14 protein-coding genes are annotated in these 18,245 nt (G+C 67.3%); all 14 read left to right on the top strand.

The window, feature by feature from the left end; genetic code table 11:
* Positions 1-323: 323 nt before the first annotated feature.
* The 14 genes from dnaE (at position 324) to ACUSIJ_RS00200 (ending at position 18,240) form a co-directional block, all read left to right on the top strand.
* Positions 324-3,848, top strand: coding sequence for a DNA polymerase III subunit alpha (gene dnaE / locus ACUSIJ_RS00135; RefSeq protein WP_449306321.1), 3,525 nt, complete (start codon positions 324-326; stop codon positions 3,846-3,848).
* Positions 3,849-4,043: 195 nt separating this feature from the next.
* Positions 4,044-5,051 carry a 30S ribosomal protein S2 gene (locus ACUSIJ_RS00140; protein WP_449306322.1) on the top strand — a complete coding sequence of 336 codons (1,008 nt, stop codon included), beginning with the start codon at positions 4,044-4,046 and terminating at the stop codon, positions 5,049-5,051.
* A 108-nt stretch (positions 5,052-5,159) separates the two neighbouring features.
* Complete coding sequence (gene tsf / locus ACUSIJ_RS00145) at positions 5,160-6,080, top strand: translation elongation factor Ts (protein ID WP_449306323.1); 921 nt, start codon at positions 5,160-5,162, stop codon at positions 6,078-6,080.
* Between the two features lie 98 nt (positions 6,081-6,178).
* Positions 6,179-6,886: a UMP kinase gene (gene pyrH / locus ACUSIJ_RS00150; RefSeq protein WP_449306324.1), complete on the top strand. Its 708-nt coding sequence runs from the start codon at positions 6,179-6,181 to the stop codon at positions 6,884-6,886.
* A gap of 202 nt (positions 6,887-7,088) precedes the next feature.
* On the top strand, positions 7,089-7,646 hold the full coding sequence (frr, locus tag ACUSIJ_RS00155) for a ribosome recycling factor (protein ID WP_449306325.1): 558 nt from the start codon (positions 7,089-7,091) through the stop codon (positions 7,644-7,646).
* A 157-nt stretch (positions 7,647-7,803) separates the two neighbouring features.
* Complete coding sequence (locus ACUSIJ_RS00160; protein WP_449306326.1) at positions 7,804-8,568, top strand: isoprenyl transferase; 765 nt, start codon at positions 7,804-7,806, stop codon at positions 8,566-8,568.
* Between the two features lie 150 nt (positions 8,569-8,718).
* A complete protein-coding gene (locus ACUSIJ_RS00165; RefSeq protein WP_449306327.1) occupies positions 8,719-9,663 on the top strand; it encodes a phosphatidate cytidylyltransferase in 945 nt (314 codons plus the stop codon).
* A 215-nt stretch (positions 9,664-9,878) separates the two neighbouring features.
* Entirely contained in the window at positions 9,879-11,093 is a 1,215-nt protein-coding gene (dxr, locus tag ACUSIJ_RS00170; RefSeq protein ID WP_449306328.1) for a 1-deoxy-D-xylulose-5-phosphate reductoisomerase, read from the top strand.
* Between the two features lie 42 nt (positions 11,094-11,135).
* Positions 11,136-12,308 (top strand): RIP metalloprotease RseP, encoded by a 1,173-nt coding sequence (gene rseP, locus ACUSIJ_RS00175; RefSeq protein WP_449306329.1) that lies wholly within the window; start codon positions 11,136-11,138, stop codon positions 12,306-12,308.
* Positions 12,309-12,500: 192 nt separating this feature from the next.
* Complete coding sequence (gene bamA, locus ACUSIJ_RS00180; RefSeq protein WP_449306330.1) at positions 12,501-14,813, top strand: outer membrane protein assembly factor BamA; 2,313 nt, start codon at positions 12,501-12,503, stop codon at positions 14,811-14,813.
* A 120-nt stretch (positions 14,814-14,933) separates the two neighbouring features.
* On the top strand, positions 14,934-16,016 hold the full coding sequence (gene lpxD / locus ACUSIJ_RS00185) for a UDP-3-O-(3-hydroxymyristoyl)glucosamine N-acyltransferase (RefSeq protein ID WP_449306331.1): 1,083 nt from the start codon (positions 14,934-14,936) through the stop codon (positions 16,014-16,016).
* A gap of 78 nt (positions 16,017-16,094) precedes the next feature.
* A complete protein-coding gene (gene fabZ / locus ACUSIJ_RS00190) occupies positions 16,095-16,559 on the top strand; it encodes a 3-hydroxyacyl-ACP dehydratase FabZ (protein WP_449306332.1) in 465 nt (154 codons plus the stop codon).
* A 14-nt stretch (positions 16,560-16,573) separates the two neighbouring features.
* The gene (gene lpxA, locus ACUSIJ_RS00195) at positions 16,574-17,389 is read left to right on the top strand and encodes an acyl-ACP--UDP-N-acetylglucosamine O-acyltransferase (protein WP_449306333.1); all 816 of its coding nucleotides are present in this window, start codon (positions 16,574-16,576) and stop codon (positions 17,387-17,389) included.
* The gene (locus tag ACUSIJ_RS00200; protein ID WP_449306656.1) at positions 17,386-18,240 is read left to right on the top strand and encodes an LpxI family protein; all 855 of its coding nucleotides are present in this window, start codon (positions 17,386-17,388) and stop codon (positions 18,238-18,240) included. Before lpxA ends, ACUSIJ_RS00200 begins: the two co-directional genes overlap by 4 nt.
* Positions 18,241-18,245: the final 5 nt, after the last annotated feature.

Below are 18,245 nucleotides of genomic sequence, written 5' to 3' on the forward strand. Positions count from 1 at the left end.
TCCTCCTGACTGTGGAAAATTGTTAAGCATTCTGCACAAGGCCACTAGACTCTGAACATTATAAGAACATAATATGATCTTGTTGGAACGAATGGAGGGTATAACGATGTTCAAGGCTGTAATAGAGGATATGGTCGAGCTGACGTCGCTGCTGCTGTTCGTCGCTCTGGTCGGCGTCGTTGCCATGGCCGGCGGCTCCGCGTAGACAAAGCCGGGGATGGGGGAGGCGGGCGCGAGTCCGCATCCCGTTTCGTGTTAGGATTTCGGGTGGATGCAGCGGCGTTTCGATTCGCATGGATCTGGATCTGCAACCGGGGGCGGCCATGGACGGATTGATTGAGAAGGTCGGGTTCGTTCATCTCCACGTGCACTCGTCCTATTCGCTGCTCGAAGGCGCGCTGACCATCGGCGCGCTCGCCAGGCTCGCCCGCGCGGACGGCATGCCCGCGCTGGCGCTCACCGACACCAACAACCTTTTCGGCGCCCTGGAATTTTCGGAGGCACTGCATCAGGCCGGCATCCAGCCGATCGCCGGCTTGCAGATGGCGGTGCGTTTCGAGGCGTCGGAGCCGAATGCGCGCCAAGTCCAGCGCCAGTTCCCGCATGTGGTGCTGCTGGCTGCCGACGCGGCCGGCTACGGCAACCTGATGGCGCTCTCGAGTGCCGCCTTTCTCGGCAACGAGCCGGGGCTGGGGGCGCATGGGGCGCATGTCGACATCGGGCTGCTGGCCGACCACGCCGAGGGCGTCATCGCGCTCACGGGCGGTCCCGGCGGGCCGCTCGACAGCGCACTGGCCGCCGGCCGGCCGGAGCTGGCGGCGGCGCGTTTCGCCCGGCTGATGGACAGCTTCGGCGACCGCCTCTACGTGGAACTGCAAAGGCACAACACGCCCGAGGAGACGCTCACCGAGCCGGAGCTCCTGCGCCTCGCCTATCGGCACGGCGTGCCGCTGGCGGCGGCCAACGAGCCGTTCTTCGCCGCCGCGGACGATTATGAGGCCCATGACGCGCTTCTGGCGATCGCCGAGGGACGGCTGGTGTCCGACGATCAGCGCCGCAAGCTCGCGTCCTCCCATACGTTCCGGTCGCGGGCCGAAATGGCGGCGCTGTTCGCGGATCTGCCCGAGGCGCTCCGCTCCACGGTGGAAATCGCCGTGCGGTGCGGTTTCCGGGTGCCCACCCGCAAGCCCATTCTGCCTCATTTCACCGGCAAGGGCGCCACCGATAAGGGTGCCACCGGCAACAGCGCCGTCCCGGATTCCGCCGGCGCCGATCACGAGGACGACGAGGCGCGGGAGCTGCGCGCCCAGGCGATGGAGGGGCTGGAACAGCGTCTTGCAGCGCACGGTCCGGCGGAGGGTCTAGCGGAGGAGGACTACCGCACGCGGCTCGACTACGAGCTTGGCGTCATCGAGCGGATGAAGTTTCCCGGCTACTTCCTGATCGTTGCCGACTTCATCAAGTGGGCCAAGGCGCGGCGCATTCCGGTGGGGCCGGGGCGCGGTTCGGGCGCGGGGTCGCTCGTCGCCTATTCGCTGACCATCACCGATCTCGATCCGCTGCGTTTCGGCCTGCTGTTCGAGCGCTTCCTCAATCCCGACCGCGTCTCGATGCCGGACTTCGACATCGACTTCTGCCAGGAACGGCGCGAGGAGGTCATCGGCTATGTCCAGCAGCGCTACGGCGAGGACAAGGTGGCGCAGATCATCACCTTCGGCACCTTGCAGGCGCGCGGTGTGATGCGCGACGTCGGCCGGGTGCTGGAAATGCCCTACGGGCAGGTGGACAAGCTCACCAAGCTCGTGCCGCAGAACCCGGCCAATCCGGTGACACTGGCGCGCGCCATCGAGGACGAGCCCAAGCTGCAGGCGGCCGCCGAGGAAGACCCCGTCGTCGCGCGCATGCTGGCGATCGCGCGCAAGCTCGAAGGTCTGCACCGTCATGCCTCTACCCACGCGGCGGGCGTGGTGATCGGCGACCGGTCGCTTGAGAAGCTCGTGCCGCTCTACCGCGATCCGCGCTCCAACATGCGGGTGACGCAGTTCAACATGAAATGGGTCGAGAAGGCCGGGCTGGTCAAGTTCGACTTCCTCGGCCTCAAGACGCTCACCGTGCTCAAGATCGCGGTCGACCACATCCACAAGCGCGACCCCGGCTTCGATCTCGACCGCATTCCCCTCGACGACCCGCTCACCTTCGAGCAGATGGGACGCGGCGAGACGGTGGGCGTGTTCCAGGTGGAAAGTGCCGGCATGCGCAAGGCACTCGTCGACATGCGCCCCGACCGCCTGGAGGACCTGATCGCCCTCGTGGCGCTCTACCGGCCGGGCCCGATGGCCAACATCCCGGTCTACTGCGACCGCAAGAACGGACGCGGCGAGCCCGAGAACACGTGGTATCTGCACGAGGCGCTGGCGCCGATCCTGCGGGAGACCTTCGGCATCATCATCTATCAGGAGCAGGTGATGCAGGTGGCGCAGACGCTCTCGGGCTATTCGCTCGGCGAGGCCGACCTGCTGCGCCGGGCCATGGGCAAGAAGATCAAGGCGGAGATGGACGCCCAGCGCGTCCGTTTCGTCGAGGGAGCCACGGGACACGGCCTCTCGCGCCAGCTGGCCGACGACATCTTCGACCTGCTGGCCAAGTTCGCCGACTACGGCTTCAACAAGAGCCACGCAGCCGCCTATGCGCTCATCGCCTACCAGACGGGCTATCTGAAGGCGAATTTCCCGGTGGAGTTCCTGGCCGCCTCCATGACGCTCGACATGGACAACACCGACAAGCTGGCCGAGTTCCGGCGCGAGGCGCAGCGGCTCGGCATCCGGGTCGATCCCCCCTCGGTGCAGCGCTCGGGCGTGCGCTTCGACGTGGTGTACGAGGCGGACGGCAAGGGCGTGATCCGCTATGCGCTTGCGGCCGTCAAGGGTGTGGGCGAGCAGGCCGTGGCCTCGATCGTGGCCGCACGCGCTGACGGTCCCTTCAACGATCTCGGCGATCTCGCGCGGCGCATCAACCCGCGCCTCGTCAACCGGCGGACGCTGGAGGCGCTGGTGTCGGCCGGCGCGCTCGACGAGCTCGAGCCGGACCGGGCGCGGGCGTTCGCCGCCATCGATGCCGTTCTGGCGGTGGCGAATCAGACGGCGCAGGCCGAGGCGGCCGGGCAGGGCGACATCTTCGGCCTCTCCCTCGCGCCCGATCCGCTGCGCATCCCCGAGCATGAGCCATGGCTGACGTCCGAGCGCCTGCAGCGCGAGTACGACGCCGTGGGCTTTTTCCTCTCGGGCCATCCGCTCGACGAATACGGGCCGCTGCTGGAGCGGCTGAATGTGCAGCGATGGGCGGATTTCGCGCGCGGCGTCAAGCGCGGCGAGAGCATGGGCCAGCTCGCGGCGACCGTGCTCGACCGCACGGAGCGGCGGACCCGCAGCGGCTCCAAGATGGGCATCATCAACCTGTCCGACCAGAGCGGGCATTTCGAGGCCATCGTGTTCTCGGAGGGGCTGGCGCAATACCGCGACCTGCTGGAGCCGGGACAGGCGGTCATGCTGCTGGTGCAGGCGTCGAGCGACGGCGAGGACGTGCGGGCGCGCATCCAGCGCGCCGAGCCGCTCGACGCCGCCGTGGCGCGCCACCAGAAGGGCATGCGCATCACCGTCAACGATCCCCGGCCGATCGACATGATCGCCCGCCAGCTCTCCACCCATGGCGAGGGGACGGTGTCGATCATCGTCGATATCGAGGGCCGGCAGGAAGTGGAGCTCGAACTGCCCGGCCGTTTCGCCACCTCGCCGCAGATCGCCGGCGCGTTGCGCGGCCTGCCGGGTGTCGTGGAGGTGGAGCTGCGATGACGGACGTTTCGATCCCGCGCGGCGCTTTTTCACAGGCGCGGCCGGTGGCTTTCCGGCCGCCGCTTTTAGCCTTGCAATTGTCGGATACGGGTATTATAAGGCGCGCCATTCCACACGCGGAGCGGGCTTATTGGCTTCCGGTGGCCGGGTTTCCGGCCGGAGCTCCGCGGAGGCTTGAACCGGAGAGACATCATTATGGCACTGCCTGAATTTTCCATGCGCGAGCTGCTCGAAGCCGGCGCCCATTTCGGTCACCAGTCGCATCGCTGGAACCCGAAGATGGAACCCTACATCTTCGGCGTCCGCAGCAACATCCACATCATCGACCTCGCCCAGACCGTGCCGGCGCTCTATCGCGCGCTGCAGGCCGTTTCCGACACGGTGGCGGCGGGTGGCCGCGTGCTGTTCGTCGGCACCAAGCGTCAGGCGTCGGATTCGGTCGCCGACGCGGCGCGCCGTTCGGCGCAGTATTTCGTCAATTCCCGCTGGCTCGGCGGCATGCTGACGAACTGGAAGACGATCTCGGGCTCGATCCAGCGTCTGCGCAAGGTAGATGAGACCCTCGCCGGCGGCGCGGCCGGCCTGACGAAGAAGGAACGCCTGCTGCTGCTGCGCGAGCGCGACAAGCTGGAGCGCGCGCTGGGCGGCATCAAGGACATGGGCGGCACGCCCGACCTGCTCTTCGTCATCGACACCAACAAGGAACAGCTTGCGATCAAGGAAGCCCAGCGCCTGGGCATTCCGGTCGCCGCCATCGTCGACACCAACAGCGATCCCGACGGCATCACCTTCCCCGTGCCGGCGAACGACGACGCCGGCCGCGCGATCAAGCTCTACTGCGATCTGGTGGCGCGCGCGGCGATCGACGGCATCTCGCGCGGTCAGGGCGATCTCGGCGTCGATCTCGGCGCGTCGGACGAACCCTTCGCCGAGGATCTTTCGGGTGAGGGCGGTTCCGAGGGCGCTTTCGAGCGTCTGGTCGCCCCGCGCGGCGCGCCCGACGAGCTTTCGGCCCTCGCCGGCGTCGGCCCCGAGGTCGAGAAGAAGCTCAACGAAGCCGGCGTGTTCCACTTCTGGCAGCTTGCGGCGCTGACGCCGGCCGATATCGCGACCCTCGACGCCGAACTCAAGCTCGGTGGCCGCATCGAGCGCGACGGCTGGATCGACCAGGCCCGCGCCCGGCTGGAAGAAGTCGCGATCTGAGCGCTTCCCGGTTCCTGACGGAACCCGGCGCGTAGAGACGTTTACCGGTTGGCCCGGCTCCTCTTGCGGGGATGCCGGGCCTCCCCTGTCCGTAATATGAGGATAACCATGGCGAACATCACCGCTGCTCTCGTGAAGGAGCTCCGCGAAAAATCCGGCGCCGGCATGCTGGACTGCAAGAACGCGCTGACCGAGACGGACGGCGACATCGAGGCGGCGATCGACTGGCTGCGCAAGAAGGGCCTCGCCCGCGCGGCCAAGAAGTCGAGCCGCGTGGCTGCCGAGGGCCTGGTTGCGCTCGCCATCGAGGGCAACAAGGGCGTCGCGGTGGAGCTCAACTCCGAAACCGACTTCGTGTCCCGCAACGAGCAGTTCCAGGCGCTCGCGACCACCATCGCGCAGGTGGCGCTCGGCGTCGGCGGCGACGTCGAGGCGATCAGGGCCGCTGCCTTCCCCCAGGGCGGCACGGTCCAGGAAACCATCACCAGCGCCATCGCCACGATCGGCGAGAACATCGCGCTTCGCCGCGCCGAGACATTGTCCGTCGGCGAGGGCGTGGTGGCGGCCTATGTCCACAACGCCGCCGGCGACAACCTCGGCCGCATCGGTGTGCTGGTCGCGCTCGAATCGGCCGGCAACAAGGACGAACTGACCGTTCTGGCGCGCCAGATCGCCATGCACGTCGCGGCGACGAACCCGGTCGCGCTCGATGCCTCGGGCGTCCCGGCCGAGACCGTTGCGCGCGAAAGGGCGATCCTGCTGGAGAAGAACGCCGGCAAGCCCGAGCACGTGCTGGAGAAGATCGCCGAGAACGGCCTGAAGAGCTACTTCAAGGAAGTGACCCTCGTCGAGCAGCCCTTCATTCACGACACGTCGAAATCGGTCGCGCAGGCGGTGAAGGAATCGGAAGGCAGGGCCGGGGCGCCGATCAGGCTTGCGGGCTATGTCCGGTTCGCCCTTGGCGACGGCATCGAGAAAGAGGAAACCGACTTCGCCAGCGAAGTGGCGGCGGCCGCAGGCGCCGCCTGATCGATCCTCAAGGCGGCGCCAAGGCGCCGCCTTTTTTATGAGATTGGATGGGACGGCGATGGCGACGCCCGTTCGTTCCTGATGTCGGGAGAATTGGAATGCGGTTCAAACGGGTGCTGGTCAAGTTGTCGGGAGAGGCTTTGGCGGGCCCGGGAGGATCGGGCCTGCACGGCGAGACGCTGACTGCGATCGCATCCGACATCGCGGCCGCCGCAAATGCGGGACACGAGATAGCCGTGGTGGTCGGCGGCGGCAACTTCTTCCGCGGCGTACAGGGGCTGAACAAGGGGCTCGACCGGCCCACAGCCGATTCGATCGGGATGCTCGGCACCGTCATGAACGCGCTGGCGCTGGAGCACGCCATCGACACGGCGGGCGTTGCGGCGCGCGCCATGTCGGCGGTGCCGATGCCCTCGCTGTGCGAAAGCTACGCCCGCAAGCGGGCGCTCGACCACATGGCCCACGGCAAGGTGGTGGTGATCGGCGGCGGCACCAGCAATCCCTATTTCACCACCGACACGGGTGCTGCGCTGCGCGCGGCGGAACTCGCCTGCCACGCGCTGCTCAAGGGCACGAACGTGGACGGCGTCTACACCGCCGACCCCAAGGTCGATCCCGAAGCGAGGCGCTACGATCACCTCACCCATGACGAGGCCATCACCCGCAATCTCAAGGTGATGGACACGACGGCGTTTGCACTGGCGCGCGAAGCGGGATTGACGGTGGTGGTATTTTCCGTTTTGGATGCTGGCGCGATCGGTTCCGTTCTGGCGGGAACGGGACGGGCGACGCTCGTGACGCCCTGATCGCGGCGGAGCGCGTGCAGGACCGGTCCACGGCACCGCCCTGGAGCGCGCAGGATGTGACAGCCGAGTGACGGGATTGTGTTTGACGGTTCCCCGCGCTCACCGGGGCGTTCCTCAAACCGGACTGGACGGCGCGACAGAATCGGTATCTTGATCCGGCAAGATCATGATGACAGCGGGTTATAGATAAAAGGCATTGGCAATGGCTGGAAGCTTCGACCTCGACGATATCAAGCGGCGCATGCAGGGAGCGCTCAACGCGCTCAAGCACGATCTCGCCAGTCTGCGCACGGGGCGCGCGTCGCCGAGCATTCTCGACCCCATTCAGGTCGAAGCCTATGGCACGCCGACGCCCATCAGCCAGCTCGCCACCGTCAGCGTGCCCGAGCCGCGCCTGCTCAGCGTGCAGGTGTGGGACCGCGGCGTTGTGGCGTCGGTGGAGAAGGCCATCCGCGAATCCGACCTCGGCCTCAATCCGCAGACCGAGGGCCAGGTGATCCGGCTGCGCATTCCCGAGATGAACGAGCAGCGGCGCAAGGAACTGGTGAAGGTGGCGAACAAGTATGCCGAGGAGGCGCGTGTTGCCGTCCGGCATGTGCGCCGTGACGGTCTCGACACGCTGAAGAAGCTGGAGAAGGACGGGCTGAGCGAGGACGATTCCGCGCGGCACGCCGATCAGGTGCAGAAGGCAACCGATCAGACGATCGCCGAGATTGACCAGACGGTCGCCACCAAGGAAAAAGAGATCCTGCAAGTCTGACGGCCCGAGTTTGACGGCCCGTTTCGGGCGATGTCGACGGCGCGCACAGGGAGAGTGTCGATTGACCATTATACCCCGCCTGCTGGGGAAAGCTGAAACGGCAACGATACCTTCGCCGGCGGGAGAGACTCGCGCCGCGTGTCCGCAGGGCAGGGGCATGGCGCCCCAGGCCGCCCCCGCCCAGACGACGTCCACGCAGACAATGCCCGCCCATGTCGCCATCATCATGGACGGCAACGGACGCTGGGCCAACGCGCGGGGCATGCCGCGCGTCAAGGGGCATCACAGCGGCGTCGAGGCGGTGCGGCGCACCGTCAGGGCCGCGGTCGAGCTCGGCATCCGCTATCTCACCATCTACAGCTTCTCGTCGGAAAACTGGCGCCGGCCCGCCGCCGAGGTAGCGGAGCTGATGGGGCTGCTGAAGCTGTTCATCCGGCGTGATCTGGCCGATCTCATCCGCAACAGCGTGCGTGTGCGCATCATCGGCGACCGCGCCGGCCTGCCGGCTGACATCGCCGCGCTGCTCGACGAGGCCGAGGCGCGCACCGCTGGCAATGCCGGGCTGACGCTGACCGTCGCCTTCAATTACGGCGGACGCGAGGAAATGGTGCGCGCCGCGCGCACGCTGGCGCGCAAGGTGGCCGCGGGAGACATCGCGCCCGACGACATCACCGAGGAGATGCTCGGCCGCCATCTCGACACCGCCGATCTGCCCGATCCCGACCTGTTGATCCGGACCTCCGGCGAGCAGCGTCTGTCGAACTTTCTCCTGTGGCAGGCGGCCTATGCGGAGCTCGTGTTCCTGCCGATCTACTGGCCGGATTTCGACCGCGCCGCGCTCGAAGCCGCCATCGAGGAATTCCGTCAGCGCGAGCGCCGCTTCGGCAGCGTCAAGGCCGACGCGCAGGACCGTGCGGGTTGAAGCGTTCGACATGATCAACCAGCACGAGCAGCCCGGAGCTCCGCCCCGCCGAATGGCGCTGGCCGACCGTTCGGCATTCGCCCGAAACAGGGAAACGCGGAACCCGACACACCCCGGCGTGGCCGGATCGGGCTCCGGCGTCATCGCCCTATGACGGGCTCCCGTCCTGCAGACCCGCCTTCCGTCGGCGACAGACGGCGATCCGAACTGCGCCGGCGCGTCGTATCCGCCGTGACGCTGGCGGCGGCGGCGGTCGCGGCGACATGGTACGGCGGCATTCCGTTCGCCGCGCTATGGGCGGTGGCGGGCACCTGCGTCGTGGCCGAATGGTTCGCGCTGATCGCTCCGAACGCCGACGCCGCATCGGCCGGCGGCGACTGGCGCTCCGGGGCGCCTCGCCTGCGGATATTGCGGTTTCTGACCGCCGCGGCAGTCGGCGCGTTGCCGCTGCTGACGGCGCTCGAACTGCGCACGGCCGCAGCTGTGAGCGCCGCGGCGGCGCTGATCGCGGCCGCCGGCTGGGTCGTGCTCGCCCGCGGGCAGGGCTCTGCCGACGCGAACTGGCGGCAGCGTTTCGGCGATCAGATCGTGGTCTGGGCCCTCAGCGGCCTGCTGTGCGGCGCGCTCGTGGGGCTCGTCCCGGTTCTGGCGCGGGCGACGCCGGCTGGCGCGATCCTGGTCGCCTGGATGTTTGCGGTGGTCTGGACAACGGACATAGCGGCCTATTTCACCGGCCGCGCCATCGGCGGGCCGAAGCTCTGGCCGCGCATCAGCCCCAACAAGACCTGGGCGGGGTTCTGGGGTGGCGCCGTCGGTGGCTCTCTCGCGGGATGGCTCGTTTCGCTGGCCGCCGAGACCGGGACGGGCGGCGCGCCGCTGAGCGCCGGCGGTGTCCTGGCGCTCTCCTTTCTGGCGTCTATCGTCGGGCAGGGAGGCGATCTGGCGGAATCGGCGCTGAAAAGGCGGGCCGGCGTCAAGGATTCAGGCTGGATCATCCCCGGTCACGGCGGCGTACTCGACCGGGTCGACAGTTTTCTCGCCGTTTGCCTGCTTGTGGCGATCGGCCTTGCATCGGGCGTTCCGGTGGCGCACTAATGCATCGAACCAAAAAATGGGACCCATTTTTTGTATAAATTTGGTGCACAAACAAAGAGATAGAGCAAAATGGGATTTGGTGCATTTTGCTCCGGAACGTCATCCTAAAGACGGCGTCGCCTTTGGGACGGGATCATGCGTAAACAAAAGGGCGGAGCGGGATGGTGCAAGCGCAATGCCATTCCGATCCGGACACGGGCGGCCCGGGAGCGGTCATGAAAACGCGTATCGTCATATTGGGAGCGACCGGATCTGTCGGCGGCTCCGTGGCCAGCGTGATCGCGGAGCACCGCGAGCGGTTTCAGGTCGAAGCGGTCGTGGGCGGGTCCAACCCGGTGGCCCTGGCGCGGACGGCGCGCAATGTCGGCGCCCGTTTCGCGGCGATCGCCGATCCGGCGCAGGGCGAGGCGCTGAAAGGCGCGCTCGCGGACATCGGCCTGCGGATCGACAGCGGCGCCGGCACCGCGGCCGTCGATGAAGCGGTCGACCGCGACTGCGAACTCGTCGTGGCCGCCATCGCCGGAACCGCCGGACTGCGCCCGACCCACAGGGCGATCCGGCCCGGCCGGCGCATCGCGCTCGCCAATAAGGAAACCCTGGTCTGCGCCGGCGACGCGTTCATGCGCGACGCGCACGCCGCCGGCGTCACGGTGCTGCCGCTCGATTCCGAGCACAACGCACTTTGGCAGGCGCTGGGCGGCGCATCGGTCGAAGAGATCGAGAGCATGATCCTCACCGCCTCCGGCGGCCCGTTCCTGCACTGGTCGGCCGAGGCCATCGCGGCGGCGACACCGGAACAGGCGCTCAAGCACCCCAACTACGCCATGGGCGCCAAGATCTCGATCGACTCCGCGACCATGATGAACAAGGGCCTTGAGGTGATCGAGGCGCACCATCTGTTCGCAATCGCGCCCACGCGCCTGCAGGTCCTGGTGCATCCGCAGCAGATCGTGCATGGGCTGGTGAGCTTCGCGGACGGCTCCGTCGTTGCCGGCATGGCCGCGCCGGACATGCGCATTCCCGCCGCCCATTGCCTCGGCATCGGCAGCGAGACACCGCCGCGGACGAAGAGCCGGCTTGCAACATCGCTGCCGCGCCTTGACCTAGCCGCAATCGGCAGGCTCGATTTCGCCAGCCCGGATACGAAACGTTTTCCGGCTCTCGCGCTTGCGCTCGACGCTCTGGCGGCGGGAGGCGGCCTGCCGACGGTGCTGAATGCGGCAAATGAAATAGCGGTGGAGGCCTTCCTGCGGCGGCGGATAAACTTCGGCGACATCGTCACGCTGGCGAGGCAGGCTTGCGATTTCTTCACGAAAAATGTGAACAGAGAGCCAGAAAGCATTGAGGCAGCAATTGAAATAGATCAGCAAGTGCGAGACTGGGCGCGCAGCCGCCTGGAGCACGATCCCCAAAAGTGGATACCGCTTTGAAGATTGGTTGCGTGATGGCGTGTGCATAGGGAAGGTACAAGTATGGAACTGCTTGGGGGAATGATCGAGGGCTTCGGCGGGGCGGTCACGGGCTTTGCGTTGACGCTGGTGGCGTTTCTGTTCGTGCTGACGCTGGTGGTTTTCGTTCACGAATACGGGCATTTCATCGTCGCCCGCTGGTGCGGCGTGAAGGTGCGTGTCTTCTCGATCGGATTCGGCAACGAACTGTTCGGCTGGTACGACCGGAAGGGCACGCGCTGGCGCTTTTCCGCCGTTCCCCTCGGCGGGTACGTCAAGTTCGAAGGCGACGCCAATCCCGCAAGCGTGCCCGATTTCGATGCAGTGCACACCATGACCGCAGCCGAGCGCGAGGGCAGCATCTTCCACAAGACGGTGGGGCAGCGGGCGGCCATCGTGGCGGCGGGACCGGCCGCCAACTTCATCATGGCGATCGTCGTGTTCACCGCCATGGCCTACTTCAACGGCCGGCAGATCCTGCTGCCGCGTGTCGAAGCCGTGCAGTCGGCAAGCGCGGCGGAGCGGGCGGGCTTCCAGCCGGGCGACCTGGTGCTTTCCATCGGTGGAAGGAGCATCGACAGTTTCACGGATATGCAGCGCATCGTCAGCATGAACGCCGGCGAGACGCTGACCGTGACCGTCGATCGCGGCGGCACGCGGGTGGAGCTGAAGGCGGTGCCGGACCTGCGGGAAGTGACCTCGCCGCTCGGCGCGCAGCGGGTGGGCGTGCTCGGCGTGCAGGCGGCCAGCGACGCGTCGAGCTGGCGCACCGAATATTATACGCTGCCGGGGGCGCTGCGGGCGGGCGTGGGCGAAACGTGGCAGGTGGTGACGCAGACCTACCATTATCTCGGCCGCCTCGTCACGGGCAAGGAAACGACGGAGCAGCTTTCCGGCCCGATCCGCATCGCGGAAGTCTCCGGCCAGGTCGCGCGGCTCGGTGGGCTCACGGGACTGCTGAACCTCGCGGCGCTGCTATCCGTCTCTATCGGATTGATTAACCTCGTTCCCATTCCGATGCTGGATGGCGGGCACCTGCTGTTCTATGGTATAGAGGCGGCGCGCGGCAGGCCGCTCAGCGAACGGGCGCAGGAGTTCGGCTTTCGGGTCGGGCTTGCGTTCGTTGTCTTGTTAATGGTGCTGGTGACATGGAACGATCTGGTTCATATCGGCGGAAGGCTTGGTCTGGGGAGGTGACGCTCTCCTGCCGGGGCCAAAGGCGTGACCAGAACGCAACGGCGCGTCGGGAAATGGTCTCCCGGCGGGTCTGGGGCGTTTGCACCGGCGCATATTGGCTATAGAACCATGTCCTAATGGGACTTCCGGATGCCGGCGGAATGGCTGGTCTTATCGAGTTCAAGTGAAGGGCGGCACCTGATGACGCGGAGAATGACGAACAGCCGGACCATGGCGCTGGCGGGGGTTTCGACCTGCCTTCTGGCGTTGATGATGACGGCCGGGCCGGCCAGTCAGGCGATTGCCCAGGCTGGCGCGGGGCAAAGCCAGACCCGTTCCGCCGAGGGCGAGCGAATCAACCGCGTGGTGTTCGAGGGCAACAGGAAGCTCAGCAGGGAAGTCCTCGGCGACGTCGTCGCGTCGCAGGCCACCAATCCCTACAACCAGGTGACGGTGAACGCCGACGTCGAGCGCATCCGGGATGCCTACCGCCGGGCCGGCCGGTCCCTGGCCTCGGTCACCCCCCGCACCGTCGAACTGCCCAACGGCACGATCGATGTCGTGTTCTCGATCAACGAAGGCGACAAGACCGGCGTCAAGGAAATCAATTTCGTCGGCAACGAGGCCTATTCGTCCTACAAGCTGCGCAACATGATCTCGACGACGGAGTCCAACTTCCTGTCGTGGCTGAAGTCATCGGACGTCTACGACCCGGCCCGTATCGCCGCGGACGAGGACACCATCCGGCGCTTCTATCTGCGCAACGGTTACGCTGACTTCCAGATTCTCGCGACCGATGTCGTCTTCGACCAGCAGCGCGAGGGCTATATCGTCACCTTCACGCTCTCGGAGGGGCAGCAGTACCGGATCAGCGACGTCACCGTCGATTCGCTGGTCGGGAGCGCGCCGTCCGAAGAGCTTCAGCCCCTGGTGCGCACGCGGGCGGGCGACATCTACGACGTCGAGGCGGTCGAAAAGTCGCTGGAGCGCATCACGACGGAAATCACCAACGAAGGCAACCCCTTCGTGCAGGTGCGGCCGACCGGGCTGCGCAACCCGGAAACAGGCACCGTTTCGCTGCAATACATCGTCGATGACGGACCGCACGTGTACATCGAGCGCATCAACGTGCGCGGCAACAGCCGCACGCGCGATCATGTGGTGCGCCGCGAGTTCGACATCGGCGAGGGCGACGCCTACAACAAGGTGCTGATCGACCGGGCCGAGCGCCGGCTGAACAACCTCGGCTACTTCAAGTCGGTCCGCATCACCAACGAGCCCGGCTCCTCGCCCGACCGCGTGATCGTGAACGTGGACGTCGAGGATCAGTCCACCGGCCAGTTCTCGGTCTCCGGTGGCTACTCCACGTCCGACGGCTTCATCGGCGAGGTGGCGGTGTCCGAGTCGAACTTCCTCGGCCGCGGCCAGTTCGTGCGTCTCGCCGGCTCGTGGGGCCAGTACTCGCAGGGCGTCGACTTCTCGTTCACCGAGCCGTACTTCCTTGGCCAGCGGATGGCGTTCGGCTTCGACGTGTTCTCCAAGTTCACCGACAACAGCCGCTACTCGCGCTACGAGGACAGGGTGACCGGCGGCCAGCTCCGCCTCGGCCTGCCGATCGACGAGGCCACGACGCTGACGCTGCGCTATTCGCTGTATGAGTCGCGCATCAAGGTGCCCAACGACTGGCGCGACCCGTACGGCGACTGCTCGGTGCCGCTGCCGGGCTACACGCTGCTCAACCCCGACGGCAGCGCCACCTATCCGAATTGTACCTTTGACGGCGAGGCGTCGCTGGCGATCAAGGAGGCGGCGGGCACGACGCTGACCTCGCTCGTCGGCGCGACCCTGACCTACAACACGCTCGACAACACGCGCAATCCCACCTCCGGCATCTACGCGGAGTTCAAGCCGGACGTCGCCGGCCTCGGCGGCGACTCCCGCTTCGTCCGCGCCTCGGTCGACGCGCGTTACTATCACGAGCTGTTCGACGAGGTGGTCGGCTTCGTGCGCTTCCAGGGCGGTCACATCCGCTCCTTCGGCGGCAAGGACCTGCGCATCGTCGACAACTACTTCCTCGGCCCGTCGCTGGTGCGCGGCTTCGCGCCCTCCGGCATCGGCCCGCGCGACATGTCGGGCGACTTCCAGAACAACGCACTCGGCGGCACGACCTACTTCGGCGGCACGCTCGAGGTGCAGTTCCCGATCCTGGGCCTGCCGCGCGAGATCGGCCTGAAGGGCGCCGTGTTCGCCGATGCCGGTACGCTGTTCGGCTACGAGGGGCAGAAGGACTTCGCCACAAGCCTCGGCGTGCCCACGAACTGCCTCGGCCTGCCGGGCTACGACCCCGCCCGCCAGCCGACCTGCGTCGACGTCAAGGACGACAAGTCGATCCGCTCGTCGGTGGGTGTCAGCCTGCTGTGGGCGTCGCCGCTCGGCCCGCTGCGCTTCGACTACGCCTTCGTGCTGTCCAAGGTGCGCGGCGACCAGACGCAGGCGTTCCGCTTCTCCGGCGGCACCAGCTTCTGACGGCCCGCCTGTCCGGGCTTGAGCGAAGCCCGCACGCGGCCGGCCGAAGAGCGTCGGTTATTGGGGAGATCGACGGGGATGGCCTTGCGCCGTCCCTGTTTTTTTGCGAAACGGGCGAGCATGAGCGATCCTGTATTCTTTCCCGGCGCCGGCTCGGTCAGTCTCGACGACATTGCGGCATTGGCGGGCATCACGCTGCCGGACGGTGTCGACGGAGCGCGGACCTTCTCGTCCGTCGCGCCGCTCGAGAGCGCCGGTCCCGCGGATCTCGCCTATATGGACAACCCGCGTTACCGTGACGCGCTGGCCGCGACCAAGGCCGGCGCATGCCTCGTGTCGCCGCGTTTTGCCGGCCGGACGCCCCCCTCGACCATCGCGCTCGTGACGGCGCAGCCGTATCACGTCTTCGCGCGGGTGCTGGCGCGCCTCCATCCCGCCGCCGTGCGTCCGCAGCCGCTGTTCTCGGCTTCGGGCGTGTCTCCCGGCGCCGTCGTGCATCCCGATGCGCGGCTGGAGGCCGGTGTCGCGGTCGATCCCGGCGCGGTCATCGGCGCGGGCGCCGAGATCGGCAGCGGCACGGTGATCGGCGCCAACGCGGTGATCGGCGTTGGCGTGCGCATCGGGCGCGATTGCAGCGTCGGGCCCAACGTGTCGCTGTCGCACGCGCTCCTCGGCAACCGCGTGATCATCCATCCCGGCGCGAGCATCGGCCAGGACGGTTTCGGCTTCGCCATGGGCGCGGGCGGGCACGTGAAGGTGCCGCAGATCGGGCGCGTGATCATTCAGGACGACGTCGAGATCGGCGCCAACACGACGATCGACCGCGGCGCGAGCCGCGACACGATCGTGGGCGAGGGCACCAAGATCGACAACCTCGTGCAGATCGCCCACAACGTGGTGATCGGCCGCCATTGCGTGATCGTCTCGCAGGTGGGCATCTCGGGCAGCACCACGCTGGGGGATTTCGTCGTCATCGGCGGACAGAGCGGCGCGATCGGCCACATCCACATCGGCAGCGGCGCGCAGCTCGCGGCGCGCAGCGCCGCTGCGGAGGACGTTCCGCCCGGCGCGAGATGGGCGGGCACGCCGGCCCGGCCGATCAGGGAATGGCTGAAAGAGGTGGCATGGTTGAAGACGATGATCGCCGGCCGTGGCGCGCGCGGTCGCAACCCGGCCTCCGACGAAGGCGACGGCTCGCCGTGACGCGGATCACCTCATGAGCAATCGACAGGGTGATCCTGCCCCCGAATGCGCGGGCGGGATCAAGGGAGCATCTTTTACATGACCGACGCGCCGTCGCATCTGAACACCGCCGACATTCTCCAGATCCTGGGCTATCTGCCGCATCGATATCCGTTCCTGCTGATCGACCGGATCATCGACATGGACGGCGACAACAGTTGTATCGGCATCAAGAATGTGACCTACAACGAGCCGCAATTTCAGGGCCATTTCCCGTCGCGGCCGCTGTTTCCGGGGGTGTTCATGATCGAAGGCATGGCGCAGACTGCAGGCGCGCTGTGCGTCGCCTCCAAGCTCGCCGAGAAGGCGCGCCCCAAGGAAGTGTATTTCATGACCATCGACAAGGTGAAGTTCCGCAGGCCCGTCGAACCGGGCGACGTGGTGCACTATCATATGACGAAGCTCGCGAACCGCCGCAACATGTGGTGGTTTCGCGGCGAGGCGAAGGTGAACGGCGTGCTCGTGTGCGAGGCTGAACTCTCCGCCATGCTCGTGATCGAGTGAACGGGACAATCCTGATGAGCAAGGCGGATACGGCCACGATACATCCCACGGCGGTGGTTGACAGCGGCGCGAGGCTCGGCGCGGGCGCGCGCATCGGGCCATTCTGCGTCGTTGGCGCGGATGTGGAGCTTGGCGATGGCGTTGAGCTCGTGAGCCACGTCGTCGTGGCGGGGCGCACGCGCATCGGCCCGCGCACCCGGCTCTTCCCCTTCGCCTCCATCGGCCACCAGCCGCAGGACCTGAAGTACCATGGCGAGCCGTCGACGCTCGTCATCGGCGCGGAATGCCTCATCCGCGAGGGTGTGACCATCAATCCCGGCACCGAGGGCGGCGGCATGAAGACGGTCATCGGCGACCGCTGCGCCTTTCTCGCCAATTCCCATGTCGGCCACGACTGCCGGGTCGGCAGCAACGTCATCCTGTCCAACAACGTGATGCTGGCAGGGCATGTCACCGTCGGCGACCACGTCATCATTGGCGGCGGCGCAGCGGTCATCCAGTTCGCGCGCGTCGGGCGGCATGCCTTCATCGGCGGCCTGTCGGGGCTGGAGAACGACCTCATTCCCTATGGCATGGCGCTCGGCAACCGCGCCTATCTCGGCGGGCTCAACATCGTCGGCCTGCAGCGGCGGGGCTTTTCGCGCGAGGAGATCCACGTGCTGCGCCGCGCCTACCGGCTGCTGTTCGCGGACGAGGGCACGCTGCTGGAGCGCGTCGACGACGTGGCCGCCGCGTTCCCCGATTCGCCGCTGGTGGACGAGGTGCTGACCTTCATCCGGCATACGGGCAAGCGGTCCATCTGCGTGCCGAAAGACGGGCACGGGCACTGACCGTGGAGCGGCGCGCGCCCGTTGCCGTGCTGGCAGGCGGCGGCGCGCTGCCGGGAATGCTGCTCGACGCGCTGGCCGCACGGGGCGTGGACACGCGGGTGCTGGCGTTTCGCGGCTTCGCCGGCGCGGATATACGCCGGCGCGCCGATGCCACGGTCAGCATGGTCGACGTGCGCCGCGCGCTCGCGCTGCTCGCGCAGTGGCAGCCGGCATGCGTCGTGATGGCGGGGCCGGTGAACCGGCCGCAGCCTTCCGTCGTGCTGAGCGCCTTCGCCGCCTACCGCAACCGGCGCGAGCTTGCGGCGCTGATGGCGCTCGGCGACGACGGCCTGCTCGGCGGCGTGGTGCGGCTGCTGGAGGATCAGGGGCACCGGGTCGTCGGGGTCGACGAGCTGGCGCCGGAACTGCTCGGCAGGGCGGGCGTCCTCACGGCGCGCGCGCCCGATGCAGCGAGTGCCGGCGCCATCGCGATCGGCATGGACCTGCTGCATGCCGTCTCACGTTTCGATGCCGGCCAGGCGGCGGTGGTCGGCGGCCGGCGGGTGGTCGCGCTGGAGGGGCCGGAGGGCACCGACGCCATGCTGCGGCGCGTGCGCTGCATGCGCTTCACCCGGCGCTGGCGGGCGGAGAACCGGGGCGTGCTGGTGAAAACGACCAAGGAAGGGCAGGATTTTCGTATCGACCTGCCGGCGGTCGGCCCCAGGACCGTCAGGAACGCCGCGAAAGCGGGCCTCGACGGCATCGCCTACGGCGCCGGACGCACGCTCGTCATCGACGAGGCCGAAATAGTGCGGGAGGCCGACCGGCGCGGCCTTTTCGTCATTGGCGTGGAACCGGGGCGGCGGAGTTGACGAAG

The sequence above is a fragment of the Pseudochelatococcus sp. B33 genome (genome assembly GCF_053570585.1).